At 44.1% G+C, this 20986-nt stretch carries 17 protein-coding genes and 2 tRNA genes; 8 read left to right on the top strand and 11 right to left on the bottom strand.

All coding sequences use genetic code 11. The annotated features are described in order from the left end of the window. Window positions 1-130: 130 nt before the first annotated feature. Window positions 131-547, top strand: coding sequence for a hypothetical protein (locus JMY08_RS04455; RefSeq protein WP_201591281.1), 417 nt, complete (start codon window positions 131-133; stop codon window positions 545-547). Window positions 548-620: 73 nt separating this feature from the next. Continuing rightward, entirely contained in the window at window positions 621-1655 is a 1035-nt protein-coding gene (locus JMY08_RS04450; RefSeq protein WP_201591278.1) for an NERD domain-containing protein, read from the top strand. Between the two features lie 12 nt (window positions 1656-1667). Here the strand turns inward: JMY08_RS04450 and JMY08_RS04445 are convergent, their stop codons facing one another. From JMY08_RS04445 to JMY08_RS04410, 8 genes are all read right to left on the bottom strand, one after another. Continuing rightward, window positions 1668-2639: a peptide ABC transporter ATP-binding protein gene (locus JMY08_RS04445; RefSeq protein WP_201591261.1), complete on the bottom strand. Its 972-nt coding sequence runs from the start codon at window positions 2637-2639 to the stop codon at window positions 1668-1670. After that, on the bottom strand, window positions 2636-3709 hold the full coding sequence (locus JMY08_RS04440) for an ABC transporter ATP-binding protein (protein ID WP_265089738.1): 1074 nt from the start codon (window positions 3707-3709) through the stop codon (window positions 2636-2638). The genes JMY08_RS04445 and JMY08_RS04440 overlap by 4 nt, the downstream gene beginning before the upstream one ends. Window position 3710: 1 nt before the next feature. Beyond that, window positions 3711-4625 (bottom strand): ABC transporter permease, encoded by a 915-nt coding sequence (locus JMY08_RS04435; RefSeq protein WP_189580195.1) that lies wholly within the window; start codon window positions 4623-4625, stop codon window positions 3711-3713. A 156-nt stretch (window positions 4626-4781) separates the two neighbouring features. Beyond that, window positions 4782-5798: an ABC transporter permease gene (locus tag JMY08_RS04430; protein ID WP_189580197.1), complete on the bottom strand. Its 1017-nt coding sequence runs from the start codon at window positions 5796-5798 to the stop codon at window positions 4782-4784. Window positions 5799-5974: 176 nt separating this feature from the next. Next, window positions 5975-7615 (bottom strand): ABC transporter substrate-binding protein, encoded by a 1641-nt coding sequence (locus tag JMY08_RS04425; protein WP_201591244.1) that lies wholly within the window; start codon window positions 7613-7615, stop codon window positions 5975-5977. A gap of 630 nt (window positions 7616-8245) precedes the next feature. Beyond that, the gene (locus JMY08_RS04420; protein ID WP_201591241.1) at window positions 8246-9889 is read right to left on the bottom strand and encodes a GMC family oxidoreductase; all 1644 of its coding nucleotides are present in this window, start codon (window positions 9887-9889) and stop codon (window positions 8246-8248) included. A 204-nt stretch (window positions 9890-10093) separates the two neighbouring features. Then, complete coding sequence (locus JMY08_RS04415) at window positions 10094-10420, bottom strand: DUF779 domain-containing protein (protein WP_194619101.1); 327 nt, start codon at window positions 10418-10420, stop codon at window positions 10094-10096. Between the two features lie 137 nt (window positions 10421-10557). Further along, complete coding sequence (locus JMY08_RS04410) at window positions 10558-12084, bottom strand: aldehyde dehydrogenase family protein (RefSeq protein ID WP_201591238.1); 1527 nt, start codon at window positions 12082-12084, stop codon at window positions 10558-10560. Window positions 12085-12461: 377 nt separating this feature from the next. On the opposite strand from JMY08_RS04410, the gene JMY08_RS04405 reads away from it, so the two are divergent. The 3 genes from JMY08_RS04405 to JMY08_RS04395 all read left to right on the top strand — a co-directional run bounded on the left by JMY08_RS04405 (window position 12462) and on the right by JMY08_RS04395 (window position 15938). Further along, window positions 12462-14417 carry an AAA family ATPase gene (locus JMY08_RS04405; protein WP_201591235.1) on the top strand — a complete coding sequence of 652 codons (1956 nt, stop codon included), beginning with the start codon at window positions 12462-12464 and terminating at the stop codon, window positions 14415-14417. 101 nt (window positions 14418-14518) lie between these two features. Then, window positions 14519-15685: a type I glyceraldehyde-3-phosphate dehydrogenase gene (locus tag JMY08_RS04400; RefSeq protein ID WP_227679589.1), complete on the top strand. Its 1167-nt coding sequence runs from the start codon at window positions 14519-14521 to the stop codon at window positions 15683-15685. A gap of 162 nt (window positions 15686-15847) precedes the next feature. Then, window positions 15848-15938, top strand: a tRNA-Ser gene (locus JMY08_RS04395). Window positions 15939-16029: 91 nt separating this feature from the next. Here JMY08_RS04395 and JMY08_RS04390 read toward each other — a convergent pair. From JMY08_RS04390 to JMY08_RS04380, 3 genes are all read right to left on the bottom strand, one after another. Continuing rightward, window positions 16030-16764, bottom strand: coding sequence for a hypothetical protein (locus tag JMY08_RS04390; RefSeq protein WP_201591232.1), 735 nt, complete (start codon window positions 16762-16764; stop codon window positions 16030-16032). Between the two features lie 350 nt (window positions 16765-17114). After that, window positions 17115-17444 (bottom strand): CopG family transcriptional regulator, encoded by a 330-nt coding sequence (locus JMY08_RS04385; RefSeq protein WP_201591229.1) that lies wholly within the window; start codon window positions 17442-17444, stop codon window positions 17115-17117. 190 nt (window positions 17445-17634) lie between these two features. Further along, window positions 17635-17710 (bottom strand) — tRNA-Asn (locus JMY08_RS04380). A 523-nt stretch (window positions 17711-18233) separates the two neighbouring features. On the opposite strand from JMY08_RS04380, the gene JMY08_RS04375 reads away from it, so the two are divergent. The 3 genes from JMY08_RS04375 (at window position 18234) to betB (ending at window position 20891) form a co-directional block, all read left to right on the top strand. Beyond that, entirely contained in the window at window positions 18234-18578 is a 345-nt protein-coding gene (locus tag JMY08_RS04375; protein ID WP_010196452.1) for a DMT family transporter, read from the top strand. A gap of 1 nt (window position 18579) precedes the next feature. After that, on the top strand, window positions 18580-19155 hold the full coding sequence (locus tag JMY08_RS04370) for a TetR/AcrR family transcriptional regulator (protein ID WP_189580347.1): 576 nt from the start codon (window positions 18580-18582) through the stop codon (window positions 19153-19155). A gap of 221 nt (window positions 19156-19376) precedes the next feature. Continuing rightward, window positions 19377-20891, top strand: a complete 1515-nt coding sequence (gene betB, locus JMY08_RS04365) for a betaine-aldehyde dehydrogenase (protein WP_201591226.1) — start codon at window positions 19377-19379, stop codon at window positions 20889-20891. Window positions 20892-20986: the final 95 nt, after the last annotated feature.

The following is a 20986-nucleotide window of genomic DNA, read 5'->3' as shown; positions in this document are numbered from 1 at the left end:
AAAACCATGTCCCTAAAATCCAGCTTTAAAGGCTTCCTAGGTGAAACCGTTATCAACGTCGTCATGTGGCTAAAGCTTGAAAAAGATGTCTATAATCCGAAAGAAAAAATTATATAGGCTGGACACAAAGATGAATATCATGCATCAAAAAGTAGCTATCTATAACAATAAAATTAAAGAAAGTGCTGAGTTAATATTTGAAAGCTATTCGGCTTCTTCTGAAAATGTTGGACTAACTCTTGTATTGGCTGGACTTGGTAGGTATCAATTTCAAGATAGTGATTTTTATAAGGCTTTATTCGGACTAAGGGCGCTATTAGAGCCTAAAAACATTGTTATATGTATTAATGGATGTAGATTAGATTTTGTCTGCTCAAGTATGGGGCAGCAAATGTCACAAGGAAAAGTTGGCTATATAATTGAAATGGGAAAGCGAGGCACTAACAGAGTTGGGACTTTTGACCATTGTGATGATCTAGATAAATTAACCACCGTAAATAAGCAAATCGACTGTATCAAACAATGGAGTGAGTCGTTAAAAGGTTAGTTTATTGGTTATATTAAATGAATATTTGATGTGAGTGCCAATTAAGTAAATTCTATCGATAGAGTAAGAAATAATGTCCCTAAAATCCAGCTTCAAAGGTTTCTTAGGTGAAACCGTCATCAACGTCGCCATGTGGCTTAAGCTAGAAAAAAACGTCTATCACCGATTAAACGGTATTACCTTGCCAAGAGCCAACGGTGGTAGTACCCAAATCGATCATATCATCGTCTCCGTATACGGCATCTTTGTCATTGAAACCAAAAACTATAAAGGCTGGATATATGGTAGCGAGAAGCAAAAGCAGTGGACACAAGCTTTCCCGAATGGAAGTAAATTCAAATTCCAGAACCCACTGCGCCAAAATTATCTACATATCAAAACGCTCGCAGATTTATTAGGATTGGAGTTGAACTACTTCCATTCGATGATTGCTTTCATCGGTGAGTGCGAGTTAAAAACCCGTGATGAGTTACCCGAAAACGTATTGACGAGTGGAATGGCGTCTTATGTTAAGAAAAAGCAGGATGAAATATTGACTGAAGACGAGGTTAAGTCCATCGTTGAGCAGATTAACAGCAATAAATTTAGCAAGTCTTGGCGAACCAATAGAGAGCATAAGGCCTATCTGAAAGATAAGCATAGCCAGTCAAATAAGCAGCCTAGCGATAACGCTAATGACAAGCCAGCTGCTAAAATGGCTAATAAGCCAATACTTGAGCCGATAGTAAAAGAAACCGCTAAACGAGCCACGCTAAAAAGTAGAGAAGTACTGCGATGGTCTGGTCAGACTGAGATTGAATCTAGCGACTTACCAATTGATAGCTTGAACACTCAGCAGATAAGTACGCCGCATACCAGTATGTTCCATGATATTGCCGATAAAGTGTTTCTTACGCCATTCGAAATTGTAGAGCTTGAATTAGCAACGGATTCCTCTGCGACACTTGAGGTGATAGACCATACATCTGATTTGATCCAAACACCAACCTGCCCAAAGTGTAGCAGTGAGATGATCAAGCGTGTTGCCAAAAAAGGCCTGAATCAAGGTCAGGCCTTTTTTGGTTGTAGCAAGTTTCCTAAATGTCGCGGTGTGGTAAATATTGACTAATCTTTAGTTACTTTAACCATATATTTCTTCCAAGCGTAAACAAGCCACCAATCGGCCGTCCCATTCGCGCAGTTGTGGCTCTATTTCGCTGCATTGCTGCTTGGCATATGGACAACGTTTGTGCAGGGCACAGCCGCTTGGTGGATTGAGCGGACTCGGTAACTCACCTTGTAGGGTCAAATCATTTTTATGACCACTGACCGTTGGTGCGGCCGCCAATAACGCGATGGTGTAAGGATGTTTTGGCGCGTTATAAATTGCTTCTTTCGGGCCGTGTTCGACGGCTTGACCTAAGTACATCACCATCACATCATCAGCGACATGGCGTACGACCGATAAGTTATGCGAGATAAAAACGTAAGCGGTACGATACTCATCCTGCAAATCCATAAATAGATTTAAGACTTGTGCCTGAATCGATACATCGAGCGCGGAAGTTGGCTCATCAGCGACGACAATCTTAGGGTTGAGCATCATCGCGCGGGCGAGGGCAATCCGTTGGCGCTGACCACCAGAAAACATATGAGGATAGCGGCCAGCATGCTCGGGACGTAGACCAACATTTCTCATCATCTCGTTGATTTTGTCACGCTTATCTTCTTTAGAGAGTTTGGTATGGATATCCAATGGCTCAGTTAATTGATAGCCAATAGTATGGCGCGGATTTAAGCTACCATAAGGGTTTTGGAAGACCATTTGAATTTCGGTACGCAGCTCTTTGAGCGCCTTTCTACTATAGTCAGTGGTGCCTTCATCATTGATAAATAGCTGACCATGAGTGGGCTCTTCGATCAGCGTTAGCTGGCGGGCAAGCGTGGATTTACCGCAGCCTGATTCACCAACGACGGCCAGTGTCTTGCCAGCTTCAAGCTCGAATGAGATACCATTGAGGGCTTTAACATACGCTTTTGCCTTACCCAAGCCTTGAGATACGGGATAATGCTTGTGTAGATTGTCTGCTTTTAGGACCACTTTATTACTCATAATTGTGACTCCAAGGTAGCAGCGTGAGAGATAGGGTTGCGAGAAGAAGGATCAGAATGAATACAACGCACCTTGCCAGTAGGCGTGTCTAATATGGGCGGTGGTACTTCGCAAGCGGACTCTTTGTACGGGCAGCGAGGGGACAGTAAGCAACCGCTTGGGCGATCGTATTGACTGGGCACAACTCCTGGTAAGCTATTCAGTCGGTCTTGACCAATAGCCAGCTCAGGGATAGCTTGGAGCAATGCCTCAGTATAAGGGTGCGCAGGATTTTGAAAAATCTCTGGCACGGTACTGGTTTCAACCACTTGCCCAGCATACATGACCGCGACATCACGAGAGTTTTGCGCGACCAAACCCAAATCATGAGTGATCAATACCATTGCCATTTGTTTTTCGCGTTGCAATCGGCTGAGTAAATCCATGATTTGCGCTTGTACCGTGACATCCAGAGCCGTAGTCGGTTCATCGGCGATAAGTAGTTTTGGCTCACAAGCAATAGCCATCGCAATCATAACCCGTTGACTCATGCCACCTGACAGCTGATGCGGATAGACCTTGAGTCGGTTTCTCGCATCGGGCATTTCCACTAACTCTAGCAATTCTAATATACGCGTCTGTACGGCTGACCCTCGCAAACCAAGATGCTTGCGTAGTACTTCACCCAGCTGCATCTCAACCGTAAAGCTTGGGTTTAGGCAAGACATCGCATTTTGAAAAATCATAGAGATGTCTTTGCCAATGATGCCGCGTTTCTCTTTGGCTGGCATGCTAAGCATATCTTTGTTATCAAACATAACTCGCTGAGCACGCACGGTCGCAGAGGGTGGCAACAGTCCCATCAGTGCCATCATCGTGACGGATTTGCCTGAGCCAGATTCACCCACCACGGCGATAACTTCGCCTTGTGTTATTTTCAATGACACATCATCGACGGCACGAAAAGCACGCACTCCTTGTCCAAAAGTGACGGACAGGTTCTCGATGTCTAATAGTAAAGGTGATTCTTTTGCTGATGCACCATTCATAGAGGTATGGCTGGTTGGCGTTTTAATTAATGGATCAATCATCTTAGGTCACCTGCTTTAATTTGGGATCTAGCGCATCGCGTAAGCCATCACCAGTCAAGTTAATCGACAGGGCAGCCAAGAAAATAGCGACACCGGGCCAAATAGCCAGCCAAACATTACTTTGAATATATTGACGTGCTGTACCGAGCATCGCGCCCCATTCGGCATCAGGTGGCTGTACACCAAAGCCTAAGAAACCAATCGCGCCTGCTTCTAAAATTGCAGAGGAAAAAATCATCGTCGCTTGTACGATGAGCGGCGCCATGCAGTTGGGTAGAATGGTCACAAACAATAACCTGAGCACACCAGCACCCATCACTTGCGAGGCAACAAAGTACTCACGTTGTAGCTCTACCATCGCAGTGGCACGTGTCAGCCGAATAAAGGGTGGCGTACAGACCAGTGCGATGGTAATAATCGTGTTGGTCATAGAAGGGCCTAAAATAGCGGCAATGATGATCGCCAATAGTAAGCTCGGATAAGACATTAAGATATCATTGACCAGCATCACCGCCTTGCCCCAAACTTTGGGCCAAAACGCAGCACTCAGTCCTAATGAGACACCCACCAACATGGCAAGAGTCGTCGCACTTAGACCGATAAACAACGAGTAACGCGCGCCATACATCACCCGAGATAGGGTATCTCGGCCAGCATCATCAGTACCTAGCCAAAACATGGTATTGCCGCCATCCAGAAAGGCAGGAGGCAATTGCTCTTGACCAGTAAATAATTCATAAGGGTCATGAGGGGCAATAGCAGGCGCAAGTATGGCAATAAGCACCATCAGTGCCAGTACAATAAAACCAAGTACCGCGCCTTTATTGCGACAAAACGTCGATAAAAATAGCTGCCAAGACGAGGGCGGTGTCATGGCTGTAAGGTCAACATCAGAGGGAAGAACAGAAGGCTTCATGAGCATTTCCTATAGTGGCTAACACGTTGCAAGTATGTAGAGTCCTATTTCTAGCAACTATTCCTAGCAATCATTCAGGAATGTGCTGAAAAAGACTCAAAACCATGCAATCGCTATTTTTCACTACTTATAATATGAGTATTTATCAATGTGAAATTAAGAAGTATGTCGAATACGCGGATTGATCAGACCATACAAAATATCAATAAATAAACTGACTAAAATCAAGGCGGTGGCGACCAATAAAATACCGTTTTGCACAATAGGATAATCACGGGTAAAAAACCCATCGAGTAGCCAATTACCAACACCTGGCCAACTAAAGATAGTCTCGGTGATAATTGCACCAGCGAGCAAAGTTGCCATCTGTAAACCAACGACAGTGACTACGGTAATCAAGGCATTGCGCATCACGTGTATCAGTATCACTCTCCGTGGTGATAAGCCTTTGGCTCGTGCCGTACGCACATAATCTTCATCCAACACCTCTAACATCGCTGAGCGTGTCATCCGCGCAATCATCGCTAAGGGAATGGTCGATAAAGCAATGGAAGGTAAGATAAAGTGCTTGACCACATTCCAAAATGCGCCAGGTTCTCCCGAGCTTAGAGAGCCGAGTAGCCATGATCCATACAATGGCTGGACATCTAAAAACTGTGCCACAGATATCACCCCAGCAACGGGCAGTAGACCTAAGTAGTGGGCAAATATACCTGTCAGGATAGGGCCTAATAAATAGATGGGCATAGAGTACCCTGCCAGCGCCCCTGACATTAATGTGTAATCAATCCAAGTACCACGGCGTAGGGCGGCAAAGATACCTAAGCTCACACCGATGACGCTAGCAATGACGATGGCGCACAATGCTAGCTCTAAAGTGGGTACAAAATGGGCAAAGAAATCTTGTAATACGGGGGTTCGAGTACGGAAGGACTCACCAAAATCACCTGTTAAGATACCGGTCAAGTAATCCCAATATTGGACGATGAGAGGTTTGTCTAATCCTAGCCTTTCTAGGGCGCGAGCATGTAGCTCTGGATCAACCATACGCTCACCCATCATAATCTCGACGGCATCTCCAGGTACGAGACGAATCAGAGTAAAGGTTGATAGCGTTAAGCCAAGATAGACAGGAATGAGAATGGCAATACGACGCAGAATATAAAGTAGCATGGGCTGCTCAATAGTTGTGGTTCAATGATTAGAGTATTGGTAGTGATGAGAGTGTCGGTGACAGAACGCTTAACGAAGCGCTTAACTCATATGAGTTCGGCTGGAGCAGAGTATCTGACCCAGCCGAATATAAATGAATCAATCGTATATGTCGTACCGAAATTAATCAGTTAAGATTATTCGACTTTCACACCATCGAAACGTATTGAGCCAAGCGGGCTAATCTTATAATCAACTACGTTTGGTGCGGTGAATACCGTCACGACTGAATGCGCCATCGTCGTCCAAGGTAGCTGCTCTTTGAATATCTGCTGAGCTTGTTCATACTCACTGATGCGTTCGTCTTGATTGTTGATCTGACGGGCATTGGTCACTAAATTATCAAAGTCTTTATTACACCAGCGCGAATAGTTGTTTCCGCCGACAGCGTCACAAGACAATAATGAACCAAGCCAATTGTCAGGATCACCATTGTCACCAGTCCAACCGGCTAGAATGACATCGGGCTCACCTTTAGCAGCGCGCTTTAGATACTCACCCCACTCGTAAGTCACAAGATTGGTATCAACACCAATCTTAGCCCAATCTGCTTGGAGCATTTCAGCCATAAGTTTGGCATTAGGGTTGTAAGGTCGTTGAACTGGCATATACCATAGATTGATAGCGAGATTGTCTGCACCCGCTTCTTTGATAAGGGCTTTTGCTTTTTCAACGTCATAAGGCGCATCTTTGAGGGATTTGTCGTAGCCCCACTGCGTTGGCGGCATAGGATTGGTCGCTTTGAGACCTTCGCTCTGATAGACCGCATTGATAATAGCGTCTTTATTGATGGCCATATCTAGTGCTTGACGGACTTTCAGATCACTCAGCTTAGGTTTTTCTACGTTGTAGCCGACGTAGCCGACGTTGAAGCCAGGCTGATCAAGGACCGTGGCTTTGCCTGATTTTTTGACAGATTCAATCTCGGCAGGTTTTGGATAAGCAGATACATGACACTCGCCCGCTTGCACTTTTTGAGCACGAACAGCTGAATCTTTGGTGATAACAAAGACCAGATTGTCGATATGGATGTCGTCTTTGTTCCAATAATCTGGATTCTTGGTATAACGAATTTGCGCATCTTTTTGATAGGAAGTAAAGACGAAAGGTCCAGTACCCACTGGCTTGGTATTAATATCAGCCGCATTGCCATCAGCCATTAGTTTGTTGGCGTATTCAGCAGAGTTGATATAAGCAAAGGGCATCGCTAGGTTCTGTAAAAACGGTGCATTGGTCTCGCTGAGCGTAATTTTGACAGTATAATCATCAACCTTTTCGATATTGGAGATGATATCAGGCAGTCCCATGCCGACAGAATATGGGAATTCAGCAGGATAGGCCTTGTTAAAGTCAAAGTCTGGGTTGGTTATGCGTTCTAGCGTGAAGAGAATGTCATCTGCATTAAAATCTCGAGTGGCAGTAAAGTAATCCGTCTTACCAAATTTGACGCCTTTGCGCAGATTAAAGGTGTACGTCTTACCATCTTCGCTGACATCCCAGCTTTCAGCCAGTCCTGGTTGAATTTCGGTACCCGCTCTTTTGAATTCTACCAAGCCGTTGTAGATGGGGAAGGCGCTCGCATCAAAATCAGTGCCTGACGTATACTGTGCCGGATCGAAACCAGCGGGGCTACCTTCTGAGCAATAGAGCAACGTTTTAGCTGCTTTGGCATCTGAGCTGGCAGCAGAGTCATCGGTGGTTTTGTTGTCTCCACTACAAGCACTAATACCCAAGGCAAGCGTCGTCAACATCGTAAGTTTGAAGAGTGAGTTCTGCATTATTACATCCTATGTAATGATAAATAGCCGCCAATATAGTTATAGTTTCGCTTTCGAAACGTAAATATAACTGACGAGCTTCTAATTCCCTTTAGAATAGTATTTATATGATATTTTCAGTATACAAAATAAAAAATGAATGAGGTTGTATTTACCTGAATTCAGATTGCAAAAAATACCAATATAAATAAGTCGTTTAAATATACTCTTTTAAACAGTAGTAACGCAAGCCATCTCTAAGATAGTTTTGATAGAAAATGTACCGTTTTAATATCTTTATTTCCGAATGTATTAGGGCTAGGGCTTGTCCTCATTTTAAAAATGAGGGCAAGCCCTAGCCCTAATACACTAATAGCCACTGAATTTAGCAATCTAACGCAGCTTGTCAATTTTTTCGACATTCTAAAGCTAGAAGATAGATTGCGAGGGTCTGTATTTGAATATTCAACAGACCCTAATATAGAATAGTCTAAATAAGTCCTAAAAATAGCGACGAAAAAATATGAGCCAGATTTTTATACAATCGGCTTATTATCATTTTGTTGAATATAAAGTTTTTAGTAGATACGATTTTAAAAAAGAGCACCCATTATAAGGTGCTCATCCTTCTGTATTTTATGAATCTGTATCTTATGAAATAGCTTGCTCAACATTTTCATGTTTGGCTTTGATAAGATCGGCCATTTTCTCAGCAATCATAATCGTTGGTGCATTGGTATTGGCGCTAATCAGCGTTGGCATCACTGAGGCATCAATCACGCGTAATCCACGCACACCGCGTACCTTTAACTCTAAGTCAACCACTGAGCTCTCATCTGAACCCATGCGGCAAGTGCCCACCGGATGGTAGATAGTGTCCGACTTGTTGCGAATATAGCCAAGCATGCCGTCTTTTTCGATATAAGGGGCAGGGTAGTCTTCGGTAATATATTTGGCCATTGACGACTCTTGCATAATGGCTCGCGTACGCTCAGCGCCTGCCACCATATACTCTACATCTTTGGGGTCAGAGAGATAGTTTGGATCAATCAATACGGCGTCTGAGGGATTGGCAGAGTCAAGCCTGACGGTACCGCGACTTTCAGGGCGTAGATAACAGGTATGACAAGAAACGGCAAAACCACGTCTAAGATCACGTCCGTGTTCAATTACGCGAGAGATGACAAAATGCAGCTGAGTATTTGGCCACTCTTTTGGGTCGTCACCGACACTAAAGAACGCGCCTGCTTCTGCATAATTGGTAGATAACAGACCTGTGCCATCTTTTCGCCATTGACGAATGCTTTTGGTCAAGGTTGAAATAGTCGCCATACCAAGACCGATGACATCAGTCGTATTGACCTCGTAATCAAAAACGACGTCTAAATGATCTTGTAAGTTACCGCCAACGTCGGGTGCATCTACCACCACCTCGATGCCATGAGACTGCAAATGTTCAGCAGGACCAATGCCCGATAGCATCAAGACTTTAGGGGAGCCAAAGGCACCGCCTGACAGTATGACCTCTTGGTGCGCCATCACACTATGCTCGACACCGTCTTTTTCGTACGCCACCCCGACGACTTGATTGTCTTTAATAATGACACGGTTGGCTTGCGCATGAGTAATGACCGTTAAGTTCGGGCGATTTTGGACGGGATGTAGATAGGCGGCTGCGGCAGAGCAGCGTTGCCCTTGTTTTTCTCCGTGGAAATGGGTGACTTGATAGAGACCTGCACCGTCTTGTTTTTTGCCGTTAAAGTCATCATTTTTATCTAAACCATTGGCAATGGCAGCTTCTACAAAGGCTTTCGAGATATCACGTGGACTTAGTAAATCACTGACATGAAGTGGTCCACTATCACCATGCAGCTCGTCGCTACCATGGATATTGTTTTCTGCTTTAATAAAGTAGGGCAGTACATCATCAAAACCCCAGCCTGTGCAACCTTGCTCGACCCAGCGTTCATAATCAAGCGCACTGCCACGGGTATAAATCATGGCATTGATAGCGGAGGAGCCACCCAAACATTGACCGCGCGGTTGAAAGCCGCGTCGGTTATTAAGGTGTTCTTGAGGGGTGGTATGAAAGCACCAATTGTTTAATTTTAGTGGCTTGCCCGGTACCATTAAAATCAGTCCAGCAGGGACACGAACTGCCAAGTCTTTGCCGTCACCACCGTACTCTAATAAGCAAACACTGATATCTGGGTTTTCTGTGAGACGGCTGGCGAGCACACAGCCTGCTGAACCGCCACCAACGATGACGTAATCAAAATTTTTGTCAAATTCCATTTTATATTCCTTATAGCATCCATGCTAATTAAAACGCGCACATTAAAGTAGGGTACGCTTTACAATATCTATTATTTTGCTGAAATAATAAAATAAAAATGACTCTGCGGTATCTATTTGCGTAAGCACTATAGAACAGACTGGCTTGAGGATATTAAGCTCATCGTTTAGAGTTTACGCTGTCTGATTTTGTACCAAACGCCCTTATACCGCACAGACTTCTGAGCGTACGATAAAGCGTTTACCTTCAGGTATTTCTAGCGAAAAGCTGGCACCACGTCCATTGACGACATCAATGGTCAGATCGGTATGTTGCCATAGGTTATATTGCGCTTTGCCCATATAAAATGGACAACCAACCAGCTCACTGACGAGGACGTCTTGTCCACCCACTTTAAATTCGCCCAATGGGTAGCACATGGGCGAGCTGCCATCACAGCAGCCACCCGATTGATGGAACATCAGCTCGCCATGCTTAGATTTTAGCAATTCAATTAATGCTTTGCAGGATTCTGTCGCCGTGACTTTCATAACTAACTCCTTGTAACTTATGAATAGCTCATTCTTATCGATACTTTTAATTCTTATCGACACTTCATTAAAGCAAAAATGCAACCTACCTTGCGACAGATTGCATTGATTTATTTAGAAAACAACCAAAGACTGATTTAAAAGAAACCCATCGCTTTAGGACTGTATGAAACCAGCATGTTTTTGGTCTGCTGATAATGATCGAGCATCATTAGATGGTTTTCACGACCAATACCTGACTGTTTGTAGCCACCAAACGCTGAATGCGCAGGATAGAGGTGATAGCAGTTCGTCCAAACGCGACCGGCTTTGATGCCACGACCGAAACGATATGCACGAGTGCCGTTACGTGTCCAGACACCAGCACCCAGACCATATAACGTATCATTGGCGAGAGTCATCGCTTCTTCATCGTCTTTAAAGGTAGTGACAGCAAGTACAGGGCCAAAGATTTCTTCTTGGAACACGCGCATGTCATTCGTGCCTTCAAAGATAGTTGGCTGTACATAATAACCATTTGCCATGTCGCCATCATGTTTGGCAAGTTCACCACCGACTAAGACTTTGGCACCTTCTTTTTTACCGATATCAAGATAAGATAGAATTTTTTCTAGCTGATCTGAGCTGGCTTGAGCACCAATCATGGTATCGGTATCAAGCGGGTTGCCCATTTTGATGGCTTTAACGCGGGCGATACAGCGTTTCATAAATTCATCATAGATGCTTTCGTGTACGAGTGCGCGTGATGGGCAAGTACAAACCTCGCCTTGGTTCAGCGCAAACATCACCAAACCTTCGACGGCTTTGTCTAAGAAGTCATCGTCTTCGTCCATGATATCGGCAAAGAAGATGTTTGGACTTTTACCGCCCAGCTCTAGCGTTACTGGAATGATATTTTCACTGGCGTATTGCATGATTAAGCGACCAGTGGTGGTCTCACCCGTAAAGGACACTTTATCGATACGTGGGTTTGAAGCAATTGGTTTACCAGCTTCTACACCAAAGCCATTAATGACGTTCAGTACGCCTTTAGGCAGAATGTCCGCCGCGCCTATTATGTCAAGCATAAATAAGACAGACGCAGGGGTTTGCTCGGCAGGCTTTAGGACGACACAGTTACCCGCTGCAAGTGCAGGCGCAATTTTCCAGATCGCCATTAGAATAGGGAAGTTCCACGGGATGATTTGACCGACGACGCCAAGTGGCTCATGAAAATGATAGGCAACGGTATCTTCATCAATTTGGCTAATACCGCCTTCTTGTGCGCGAATCACACCAGCGAAGTAACGCAAATGGTCGATGGCGATTGGAATATCTGCGGCGAGGGTTTCACGTACGGGCTTGCCGTTTTCATAGCTCTCAGCGATAGCGATGGCCTCTAAATTGGCTTCGATACCGTCGGCAAGTTTGAGCAACATATTAGAGCGTTCAGTGACGCTGGTTTTGCCCCACGCGTCTTTTGCTGCATGAGCGGCATCTAGGGCAGCTTCAACATCTGCTTCTTTAGAGCGTGCGATCTGACAGAAGGTTTTACCATCGATTGGACTTGAGTTATCAAAATATTCGCCATCAATGGGGGCTACCCACTCACCATTGATAAAGTTGTCGTATTTTTCGCGGAACTGGACGGGACTGTTTTCAGTATTGGGATAAGCGTATAACATTAACCACTCCTTGTTGTGTATTATGGCTATTTAAAATAGAGTTACTTAAAGTATAGTCAGGTGAAGCGTATAGTCACATGAAGATAAATACTTGGTCTTCCTGAACAAGTTATCACCCTATCGTACTGAGCTTTGGTGCGGAACGATAATGACTTTTTATAATGATATATTTTGTATCATATAACTTTAAGTTATGTGATATGTAACGGTTAAAGTGGTTCGCAAAGCGAATGCAGCTGTTATAATTGTTGCCATCTACTTTGGCTTGCTATCTCGGCTTGCTAGGGTTCTTTACTTAGACGTGGCAGCTTTCTTTTTCTATACTTTATTTTTTATGCTCTTCTTCTTATTACTATTCATTTAATTGGTTTGGATCTATGCGTCAATCTTCTGCTCTTGATATCCTAAAAACAGGTCAAAACGTCTTTTTGACTGGCTCAGCAGGTTCAGGTAAAACCTATACTCTCAACCAGTACATCGACTATCTTCGTGCGCGACGTGTGCCGGTTGCCGTCACCGCGAGTACGGGCATTGCTGCCACTCATATGAATGGTACGACAATTCATAGTTGGTCAGGTATTGGTATCAAAGATGAGTTGTCTGATCGCGACTTGAGCAATTTAGCGCGTAAGCAATTTTTAGCAGACCGATTAAAAGATACTGCGGTATTGGTCATTGATGAAATATCGATGCTGCACGCTAAGCAGATCAATTTGGTCAGCCAAGTACTCAAACATGTACGCAAAAATGACAAAGCTTTTGGCGGTATTCAGGTAGTGGTAGCGGGTGACTTTTTTCAGTTACCACCGATCGGTAGTAAGGGTGAGAGCAATCGTGAAAAGTTTGCTTTTATGTCGGAAGCGTGGCTCGATGCTAAGTTTCATATTTGCTACTTGTCTGAGCAGCATCGGCAGGTCAGCGAAGCCGCCAATGGCGGGCTTGATTTAGACGATATTCTTAACCAAATTCGTCGTCAGGAAGTGACCTTTGAGGCGATTGCTGCGTTAGAAGCCACCTATGATCAAAGCGTTGATATCAAGCGCACTCGTCTCTATACACATAATCTCAACGTCAATAAAATTAATGACAAAGAGCTGGCCGCGTTAGATGGAGAGATGATGCGCTTTGAGGCGACTGCGACAGGCGACAGTAAGCTGGTTGAGACTCTAAAAAAGACGGTACGTACCCAAGATGAGCTGATTCTCAAAGTGGGCGCAAAGGTGATGTTTATCAAAAACAATGCCGAGCTTGGCGTCTCCAACGGTACTATGGGTGAGCTGATTGGTTTTGCTGCTGTTAAAATCGATGAGAGCAAGGACAGCAGTGAGGCGTTAATCGAAGATGATAGTAGTGACGATACTAATGAAGACAATGCTAATGAAGATGATTCTGTCGAAAATACCGCTAAAGGTAAAAAGAGTGCTGCCAAAAAAGATAAAGAAAAACCAAAAACCAAAAAACCAACCACGCAAAAAATGCCGGTGGTTAGGCTTAACTCAGGCCGTGAAGTCATCGCCGAGCCTGAAGAATGGATGATCGAAGATGAAACCGGTGATGTGCTGGCAAGCTATGAGCAAGTACCGCTCTGTCTAGCATGGGCGATTACGATTCACAAATCGCAAGGCATGACCCTCGATGCGGCAGAAATTGACTTATCACGTACCTTTGAGCTTGGGCAGGGCTATGTGGCACTGTCACGACTCAAATCGCTGTCTGGTTTGCAACTGCTGGGTATGAATGACATGAGCTTGCAACTTGATCCGTTGGCACGTGGGGCAGACAAGCGGTTTTTGGTACTGTCTGACGAAGCCGATGCCAATTATGCGATGCTAGATGAAGAGAGCATGCAGCAGGCACATGAAAAATTCACCTTGAAGTCAGGCGGTACATTGAGTAAGTCTGTGATTGATGCCTATGCCACTCTACAAAAAAAGCGCCGCGAACAACAGCATGCGAAGCTCGATAAAAAACAGAAGCTTGGCAATCAGGTCTCTGATAAGTCAGACAGCACCTTGCTTGCGACCAGAGTGTTGTTAGAAGAGAGCTTGACCATTGCAGAAATCTCGCAAGCGCGTCAGCTGTCACAATCAACCATCATGCGTCATATTGGCGATCTAAAGGCACAAGATCCAAGCCTCGCCTGCGATCATCTGCGCCCAGAGGATGAGGTGATGACAGCCGTTGGTAATGCCTATGTCGCCATTAAAGTTGCCAATAATCCGAACGATTTTAATGATGATGGTAGTATCAAACTGCGTCCGATATTTGATCATCTTAAACAAAGTATCGACTACAATACTATTCGTTTAGCGCTGATTTTTATCACGCCATAACGTCTATTAAGCTTTGATAGGTAGCAGCCATCAAAACAAAGCACGTTCAAGGTGACAGCGCGCCGATCCTACCGCCCTTTATAAAATAGCGATAACTTGTTATGCCTGATTTTTCTAGCGCCACTTATCAATTGACCTCTGACCCGATAGCAGCGAGCTATCGTACCACTGGTGAGCACGCGCAGCCACTGAGAGTCGCTATCAATGGCTTTGGACGTATAGGGCGCAATGTACTTCGCGCCTTGTTAGAGCGCTTTGAGGTTTTAGGCCGTGCCATTCATGTGGTGGCGATTAACGATTTAGCGCCAGCGGATATCCTGCTGCATTTGTTAAAATTTGACAGCACGCACGGTCGCCTCAGTCGACTGGGCGTCAATGCTGAGCTTGTAGAGAGTGGTGCAGATGACGCTAGCAAGACCCAGCTTTGCCTTACCAAGAACAATCTGACTTACTGCATCAATATGCTATCAGAGCCTGATCCACAAAACCTACCTTGGCAGGCACTGGGTGTCGATGTGGTACTAGAATGCACTGGACACTTTCGCTCTTATGAGCAAGCGACGCTACATATCGACGCTGGCGCGCAGCAAGTGATTATCGGTGCTGCACCATTCGATGATGTGGATGCCTGTATCGTTATGGGTGTGAATACGGAGGCATTAACGCTTGAGCTACCGATTATATCGAGTGTCTCTTGTACCACGCAGGCTTTGGTGCCGCTCATTGACACCCTTGATAAGGCGTTTGGTGTGACGTCTGCCATGATGACGGAGATTCATGCGGTCACCGCTGATCAGACCGTGCTAGATCAGGCGCACCGTGATCCAAGACGGGCGCGCGCTTCCGGCTATAATATCATTCCTACTACCTCTAGCAGTATCGCTGCGACAGAGCGGGTGCTACCAGCGATGGTGGGCAAGATAAATGGACATTCGATACGCGTGCCGACCATCGATGTGGCGGCGATAGATGTCACCTTCGTGTTTGATACACCAGATGTCAGTGTCGAGGCTATTCGTGAGGTACTCAAATCGGCCAGTCAGGCACATTTGCATGACATCATGGCTTATACCGAAGAACCACTGGTATCCAGCGATTTTATCCATCAAACTGAATCGCTGATTATTGATGGGCAACAGCTGATGCAAGTGGGCGGGCAATACAAGGTTTTTGCATGGTACGACAACGAATGGGGCTATGCCAATAGACTGCTAGATATGTGCCTACATCTGGCATCTCATAAAAAACCTATCGTCAATCCTATATAAAAGAGTGACAGCGTTAACCTCGTTTGAAGTATGACTTGTACCTCTGCACTCAGTTGCCTTAACTCTTTTTTAAACGGAATCAACGATAGCATCAAAATAATTTAAATTTGTTCAATTAATTGCTTGCATTCTCATGTTATATCGCTATAATATTGCACCAATGGAGACGTGGCAGAGTGGTTGAATGCACCGGTCTTGAAAACCGACAAGGGTTTGTAGCCCTTCGAGAGTTCGAATCTCTCCGTCTCCTCCAAATTCGAAAAAGCCCCAATCAGCAATGATTGGGGCTTTTTTTATGATGAATTTTATAACACCATTTTTATCAATTATCTGAATGACTGCTTTTACTTTATCAGCGACTCATCGAACTCAATTTCTTGCCCATTCTCTAACACCAATGTGCCTTTGCTGATCATAATAGTCATGTCTTTGGTGTTTTTTATGGCGCGCATGACGTTAATGTCCTCAATACTACTCTCAATGATAATTTTGCCAGACTGTTCTGGTTTGATAGAGGGATTAAACTGGGTTAGTGGTACGTTAAAGCTTTTGCCTTGCGCCAGCTTAATGTCTTGCATGGTCAGTGTGCCTTTGAAGCTTTGAATAGCGACTTGACCGTGGTTTGATAGCATGAACTGCAATTTTACTTGGTTTAAGCTGTCGCTATCACTGGCTTTGACTGGTAATAGAGCGACAGGGTAGTTCTGTGCATTGGCACTATAAGCTGGCTGACTGCTGACAATAGGGCTTTTTTTACCGGTAGGGTTGTTTGGATGTAGTCGTTCATATTCACGCTGTTGCACAAGGGCTTGCTTGATGGTGGTACGCGGCATCGCACCAGATTCGTATGCGTCACTGAGCTTCATTCGCAGCATATATCGGCTAAGTACTTGTTGATCGGGCTGGGATAATTGCTCAAAAGTTTGCCCCAATTTCTTTTGCCATTGGTCTGAATCTGTTGGTATGGTTGTTTTACTTGGGTCAGTCTGCGGCGATGAGCAGCCAGTCGCAATTACTAGCATTGCTACCGTCATGGTTGAAAACAAAGTTTTGTTGAAACGCTGATGTAAGCTCGTCATCGTACACCTCCTTGTAAATCTTTATTATGTTGAAACCCAATAAATATTCGCGATTATTTTATTAATATACCTCGTTTAATGACAACTTGTGTTTAATTATGGCTAAATACGGTAGCAAATTTAATAGAGCGCTAAAAAAGACGAGTGACTTTAAGTACGAAAGGAAAGCACATAACGAGAAGCGAATTTAAAAAATATCAATAATGCTTTAATCTTTATAACAGACAAAAAAAGACCAAGTTCGCTGTAGCAAACTTGGTCTTTTTTAATAAAAATCATTATGAGGTTTTATATGACGGACCAATGACTTTTTACATGTACTTTTCTAATAGCATTTAATAGCAGTGCTACTAATCGTTGTTCTGTAGCTCAGACAAAGGATGAGAAATATTGTTATTGTGCGTTACCACAATAGCCTCATCGATGATATGTTGGCTCACACCGCGCTTACGGAGGGTTTCGATAAATACTTCATCATGGGCTAGGGTGTAATCCTGATGGTCACGATCGAGACCTTGACGAATATACAAGCGTATAAGACCTTGAATACGTTTGAAACCTAACTCAGACGAAGTCGCTTCTAGTAGCGAAATCATTTCTTCAGACAGACGAATGCTGACTGGCCGCATGATTTTTTGCGGATGATCAGAAAATCTATTTTTTATACGTACAGGTATCATAATAAACCATTACTTTTAGTGAGTAGGAGCAAAGCACTCAAACAAAAACAAACCGAATCAAGACTAACCTTACCATACAACAAAAATGTCTAAAAGAACACCGCAGCTGTGCTAATATTATTAGAAGTAAATATAAAAGGGGTAACAATAAAAAAACCTCCATCAAATTATGATGAAGGTTTTTAGTATATGGCTCTCCAACCTGGGCTCGAACCAGGGACACACGGATTAACAGTCCGTTGCTCTACCAACTGAGCTATTGGAGAATAGATGGTCATAACAGCAGATTATTCATGCTTTATATCAAAGCGATTACTTATCTTGTTTGCGTTATGTGGGGCACATTTTAGCCAAGTCGTTCGAGGCTGTCAACCTTATTATGACATTAATAATAAATATTGTCGTAACTTATCAAAAATAACCCGTAATCCCTTATTAAACGGGCTGTTTTAGTGAACACCTATATCTGAAATCTTTATTAAGTGACTAGGATTAAGAAACGAGGGCAAGCCTTAATTGATAGGCCTTTACAGAAGGTTTTAGCCATATTAATTAATCATTAAAATAAGCATTCATCAGTGTTAGCTATCAGTCCTTGCAATCATATTTGATTAGATGAATTGCCTATCTTTTTGAATACTAAGAGAATTTGTACATCGTCTAGCAATATAAAATTGTAAAATTACCTTCACATTACTGGTTTATTTCTATAGAATACCGACCGTATGGTTTCTTTTGTATGCGGTGCTTTGTCGCTATGTGCCATAAATTGTTATGGATGTTCTAAATATGAGTCCTACCACTATTGCTTATGGATATTTAGCCATTGCCATCATTTGTGAAGTGATCGGCACCACCTTCTTGATGAAGTCAGAGCAGTTTACGCGTTTGGTACCGACGCTCATTATGGGTTTGCTTTATGTCATCTCGTTTTATTTGTTGACGCAGACCCTTAAAACCATACCGCTTGGTATTGCCTACGCGCTGTGGGGCGGACTCGGAATCGTACTGACATCACTCGTGGGCTTGGTGTTTTTTAAGCAAAGCCTCGATACAGCAGCAGCAGTTGGTATCGCTATGATTGTGGGCGGTGTGATGGTGATGAACTTATTCTCTAATTCTGTGGTGCATTGATATGGAAGTGGAAAACGCTTACAAACGTAAAAAACAGCCAGAAGTTGTGCGTCGGGCGCTGCTCGATCAGGCAGCACGAATAACGCTAGAGCAAGGGTTGTCTAAAGTGACCTTTCAAGCAGTCGCTGATGCCGTTGGGGTAACCAAAGGTGGCGTTATGCACCATTTCGCCACTAAAAACGCGCTAATTTTGGAAGTGTTTCATGATGCGATGGCGAAGTTTGAGGCAGAAGTAGATACAGCAATGGCTAAAGACCCCGTGCGTTATGGCTCTTTTACCCGCGCTTATATCGATGCCACGATTAGCCTAGGCGAAAAAGGACAGGCAGAATTTCATAGTCAAGCAACGTTGTATGTATTGATGCTAGGCGATAGTGAGCTGCGCGAATTATGGGCTGAGTGGTCGAATCAGCAATTGAAAAAGCATGAGCCAACTGATAATACCGAGACCTTATGTATGGCACGTTTGGTCGCTGATGGGATTTGGCTCTCAGATTTTTCCGGCATTGACATAGTAGACAAACAGTCATTACGTGATCGCTTGATAAAAATGACGCAACGTGGCTTCGATGCATAAAGATGGTGCAGCGCGTTTATTAAAACGCTGCGCTCAAATAATTTATTAAAGAACAATTGATAAGTACATAACGATTTTTAGCCATATAACAAATTTTAGTCACACAACGACTTTTAATCATATAACGATATAACTTTTATTTTTAAAACTTAAACCATGACGACATTATTCGGTACTAGCTTGTTCATAAGGCTTTTGCCAGTCGTCAATAGGAGCACTGCATGACAGCTACTAATACAAACTCAAATAACTTAACAGACATTATCGACTTAGAACAAATTCAAACGGCTTATATTAACGGCCGTTACTTGGCGGTAGATGAAACGCTGACGACTTTTGAAGATATCAATCCAGCGACGGGTGAAGTGCTGGCGACCATCCAACAAACGACCAATGAGCAAATTGATGAGGCTGTTAAAGCAGCACAAAAAGGTCAAAAAGTTTGGGCAGCATTGACAGCGGTTGAGCGTGGTCGAATCCTATCAAAGGCGGTTGAGATACTACGCGAGCGTAATGATGTGCTAGCACTACTTGAGACAAAAGACACTGGCAAAGCTTATTCTGAGACCAAGTATGTCGATATCGTCACTGGTGCGGATGTCGTTGAATATTATGCAGGTCTGGCACCGATGATTGAAGGTCGTCAGATTCCACTACGTGATACCAGCTTTGTCTATACTCGTCGTGAGCCACTTGGCGTGGTCGCTGGTATTGGCGCATGGAACTATCCGATTCAAATCGCGATGTGGAAAGCAGCACCAGCACTAGCTGCTGGTAATGCGATGATCTTCAAGCCGTCAGAAGTGACACCGTTGACGGCATTGAAACTGGCAGAAATTTTGACAGAAGCGGGCTTACCAGATGGCGTATTTAACGTCGTGCAAGGCAATTATAAAGTGGGTGAAGCCTTAACTCAGCATCCTGATATCGCCAAAGTCTCGTTTACGGGTGGCGTACCGACGGGTAAAAAAGTCATGTCGAGTGCGGCATCATCGTCTCTTAAAGACGTGACATTAGAGCTGGGTGGCAAGTCGCCATTGATTATCTTTGATGATGCGGACATCGATACGGCTGCGGACATCGCGATGATGGCGAACTTCTATAGCAGTGGTCAGGTTTGTACCAATGGCACGCGTGTATTTATCCCTAAAGCCTTACAGGTCAAGTTTGAAGAAGCCATATTATTGCGTGTTGAGCGTATTAAGTTGGGTGATCCAATGGATGAAAACATCAACATGGGCCCACTAGTCAGCTTCCCGCATATGGAAAGAGTGCTGGGTTATATCGAGCAAGGTAAAGCCAGTGGCGCACGACTGCTAACGGGCGGCGCGCGTGTGACAACAGGCGAATTGGCAAATGGCGCATTCGTCGCACCGACGGTATTCACTGACTGTACTGATGAAATGACTATCGTACGTGAAGAAATTTTTGGCCCAGTAATGTCGATATTGACTTATGAGACCGAAGAAGAAGTTATTCGCCGTGCCAATGATACTGAGTATGGATTGGCAGCTGGGGTCGTGACTGCTGATTTGACCCGAACACATCGAGTCATTGCTCAAATAGAAGCGGGTATCTGCTGGTTAAACACATGGGGCGAGTCAGCTGCTCAAATGCCAGTCGGCGGTTACAAGCATTCAGGTGTTGGCCGCGAAAACGGCATTGAAGCCCTTGAGCATTATACGCAGACCAAATCTATCCAAGTAGAATTGGGCGCGTTTGAGTCTGTCTTTTAATTACTTTTATTGAGAAAGTTTTTGATCAGTTTTTAATCAGTAAAGTAGTTCAGTAGAGCTAATTTGTTTTTTGTTCGACTTTACTGATAGTAAAT

The organism is Psychrobacter sp. Pi2-51 (assembly GCF_904846665.1).
Classification (GTDB): Bacteria; Pseudomonadota; Gammaproteobacteria; order Pseudomonadales; family Moraxellaceae; genus Psychrobacter; species Psychrobacter glaciei.
Note: the sequence above shows the minus strand (reverse complement) of the source record. Positions and strands in the feature narration are given on the sequence as shown.

Excerpts from the sequence above, each read along its gene's own strand:
- JMY08_RS04390 (WP_201591232.1), bottom strand. The coding sequence starts at position 16,764 with ATGACGAGCTTACATCAGCGTTTCAACAAAACTTTGTTTTCAACCATG.
- JMY08_RS04375 (WP_010196452.1), top strand. The coding sequence starts at position 18,234 with ATGAGTCCTACCACTATTGCTTATGGATATTTAGCCATTGCCATCATT.
- JMY08_RS04400 (WP_227679589.1), top strand. The coding sequence starts at position 14,519 with ATGCCTGATTTTTCTAGCGCCACTTATCAATTGACCTCTGACCCGATA.
- JMY08_RS04410 (WP_201591238.1), bottom strand. The coding sequence starts at position 12,084 with ATGTTATACGCTTATCCCAATACTGAAAACAGTCCCGTCCAGTTCCGC.
- JMY08_RS04450 (WP_201591278.1), top strand. The coding sequence starts at position 621 with ATGTCCCTAAAATCCAGCTTCAAAGGTTTCTTAGGTGAAACCGTCATC.
- JMY08_RS04455 (WP_201591281.1), top strand. The coding sequence starts at position 131 with ATGAATATCATGCATCAAAAAGTAGCTATCTATAACAATAAAATTAAA.
- betB (WP_201591226.1), top strand. The coding sequence starts at position 19,377 with ATGACAGCTACTAATACAAACTCAAATAACTTAACAGACATTATCGAC.
- JMY08_RS04440 (WP_265089738.1), bottom strand. The coding sequence starts at position 3,709 with ATGATTGATCCATTAATTAAAACGCCAACCAGCCATACCTCTATGAAT.
- JMY08_RS04405 (WP_201591235.1), top strand. The coding sequence starts at position 12,462 with ATGCGTCAATCTTCTGCTCTTGATATCCTAAAAACAGGTCAAAACGTC.
- JMY08_RS04430 (WP_189580197.1), bottom strand. The coding sequence starts at position 5,798 with ATGCTACTTTATATTCTGCGTCGTATTGCCATTCTCATTCCTGTCTAT.
- JMY08_RS04445 (WP_201591261.1), bottom strand. The coding sequence starts at position 2,639 with ATGAGTAATAAAGTGGTCCTAAAAGCAGACAATCTACACAAGCATTAT.
- JMY08_RS04425 (WP_201591244.1), bottom strand. The coding sequence starts at position 7,615 with ATGCAGAACTCACTCTTCAAACTTACGATGTTGACGACGCTTGCCTTG.
- JMY08_RS04435 (WP_189580195.1), bottom strand. The coding sequence starts at position 4,625 with ATGAAGCCTTCTGTTCTTCCCTCTGATGTTGACCTTACAGCCATGACA.
- JMY08_RS04415 (WP_194619101.1), bottom strand. The coding sequence starts at position 10,420 with ATGAAAGTCACGGCGACAGAATCCTGCAAAGCATTAATTGAATTGCTA.
- JMY08_RS04420 (WP_201591241.1), bottom strand. The coding sequence starts at position 9,889 with ATGGAATTTGACAAAAATTTTGATTACGTCATCGTTGGTGGCGGTTCA.
- JMY08_RS04370 (WP_189580347.1), top strand. The coding sequence starts at position 18,580 with ATGGAAGTGGAAAACGCTTACAAACGTAAAAAACAGCCAGAAGTTGTG.
- JMY08_RS04385 (WP_201591229.1), bottom strand. The coding sequence starts at position 17,444 with ATGATACCTGTACGTATAAAAAATAGATTTTCTGATCATCCGCAAAAA.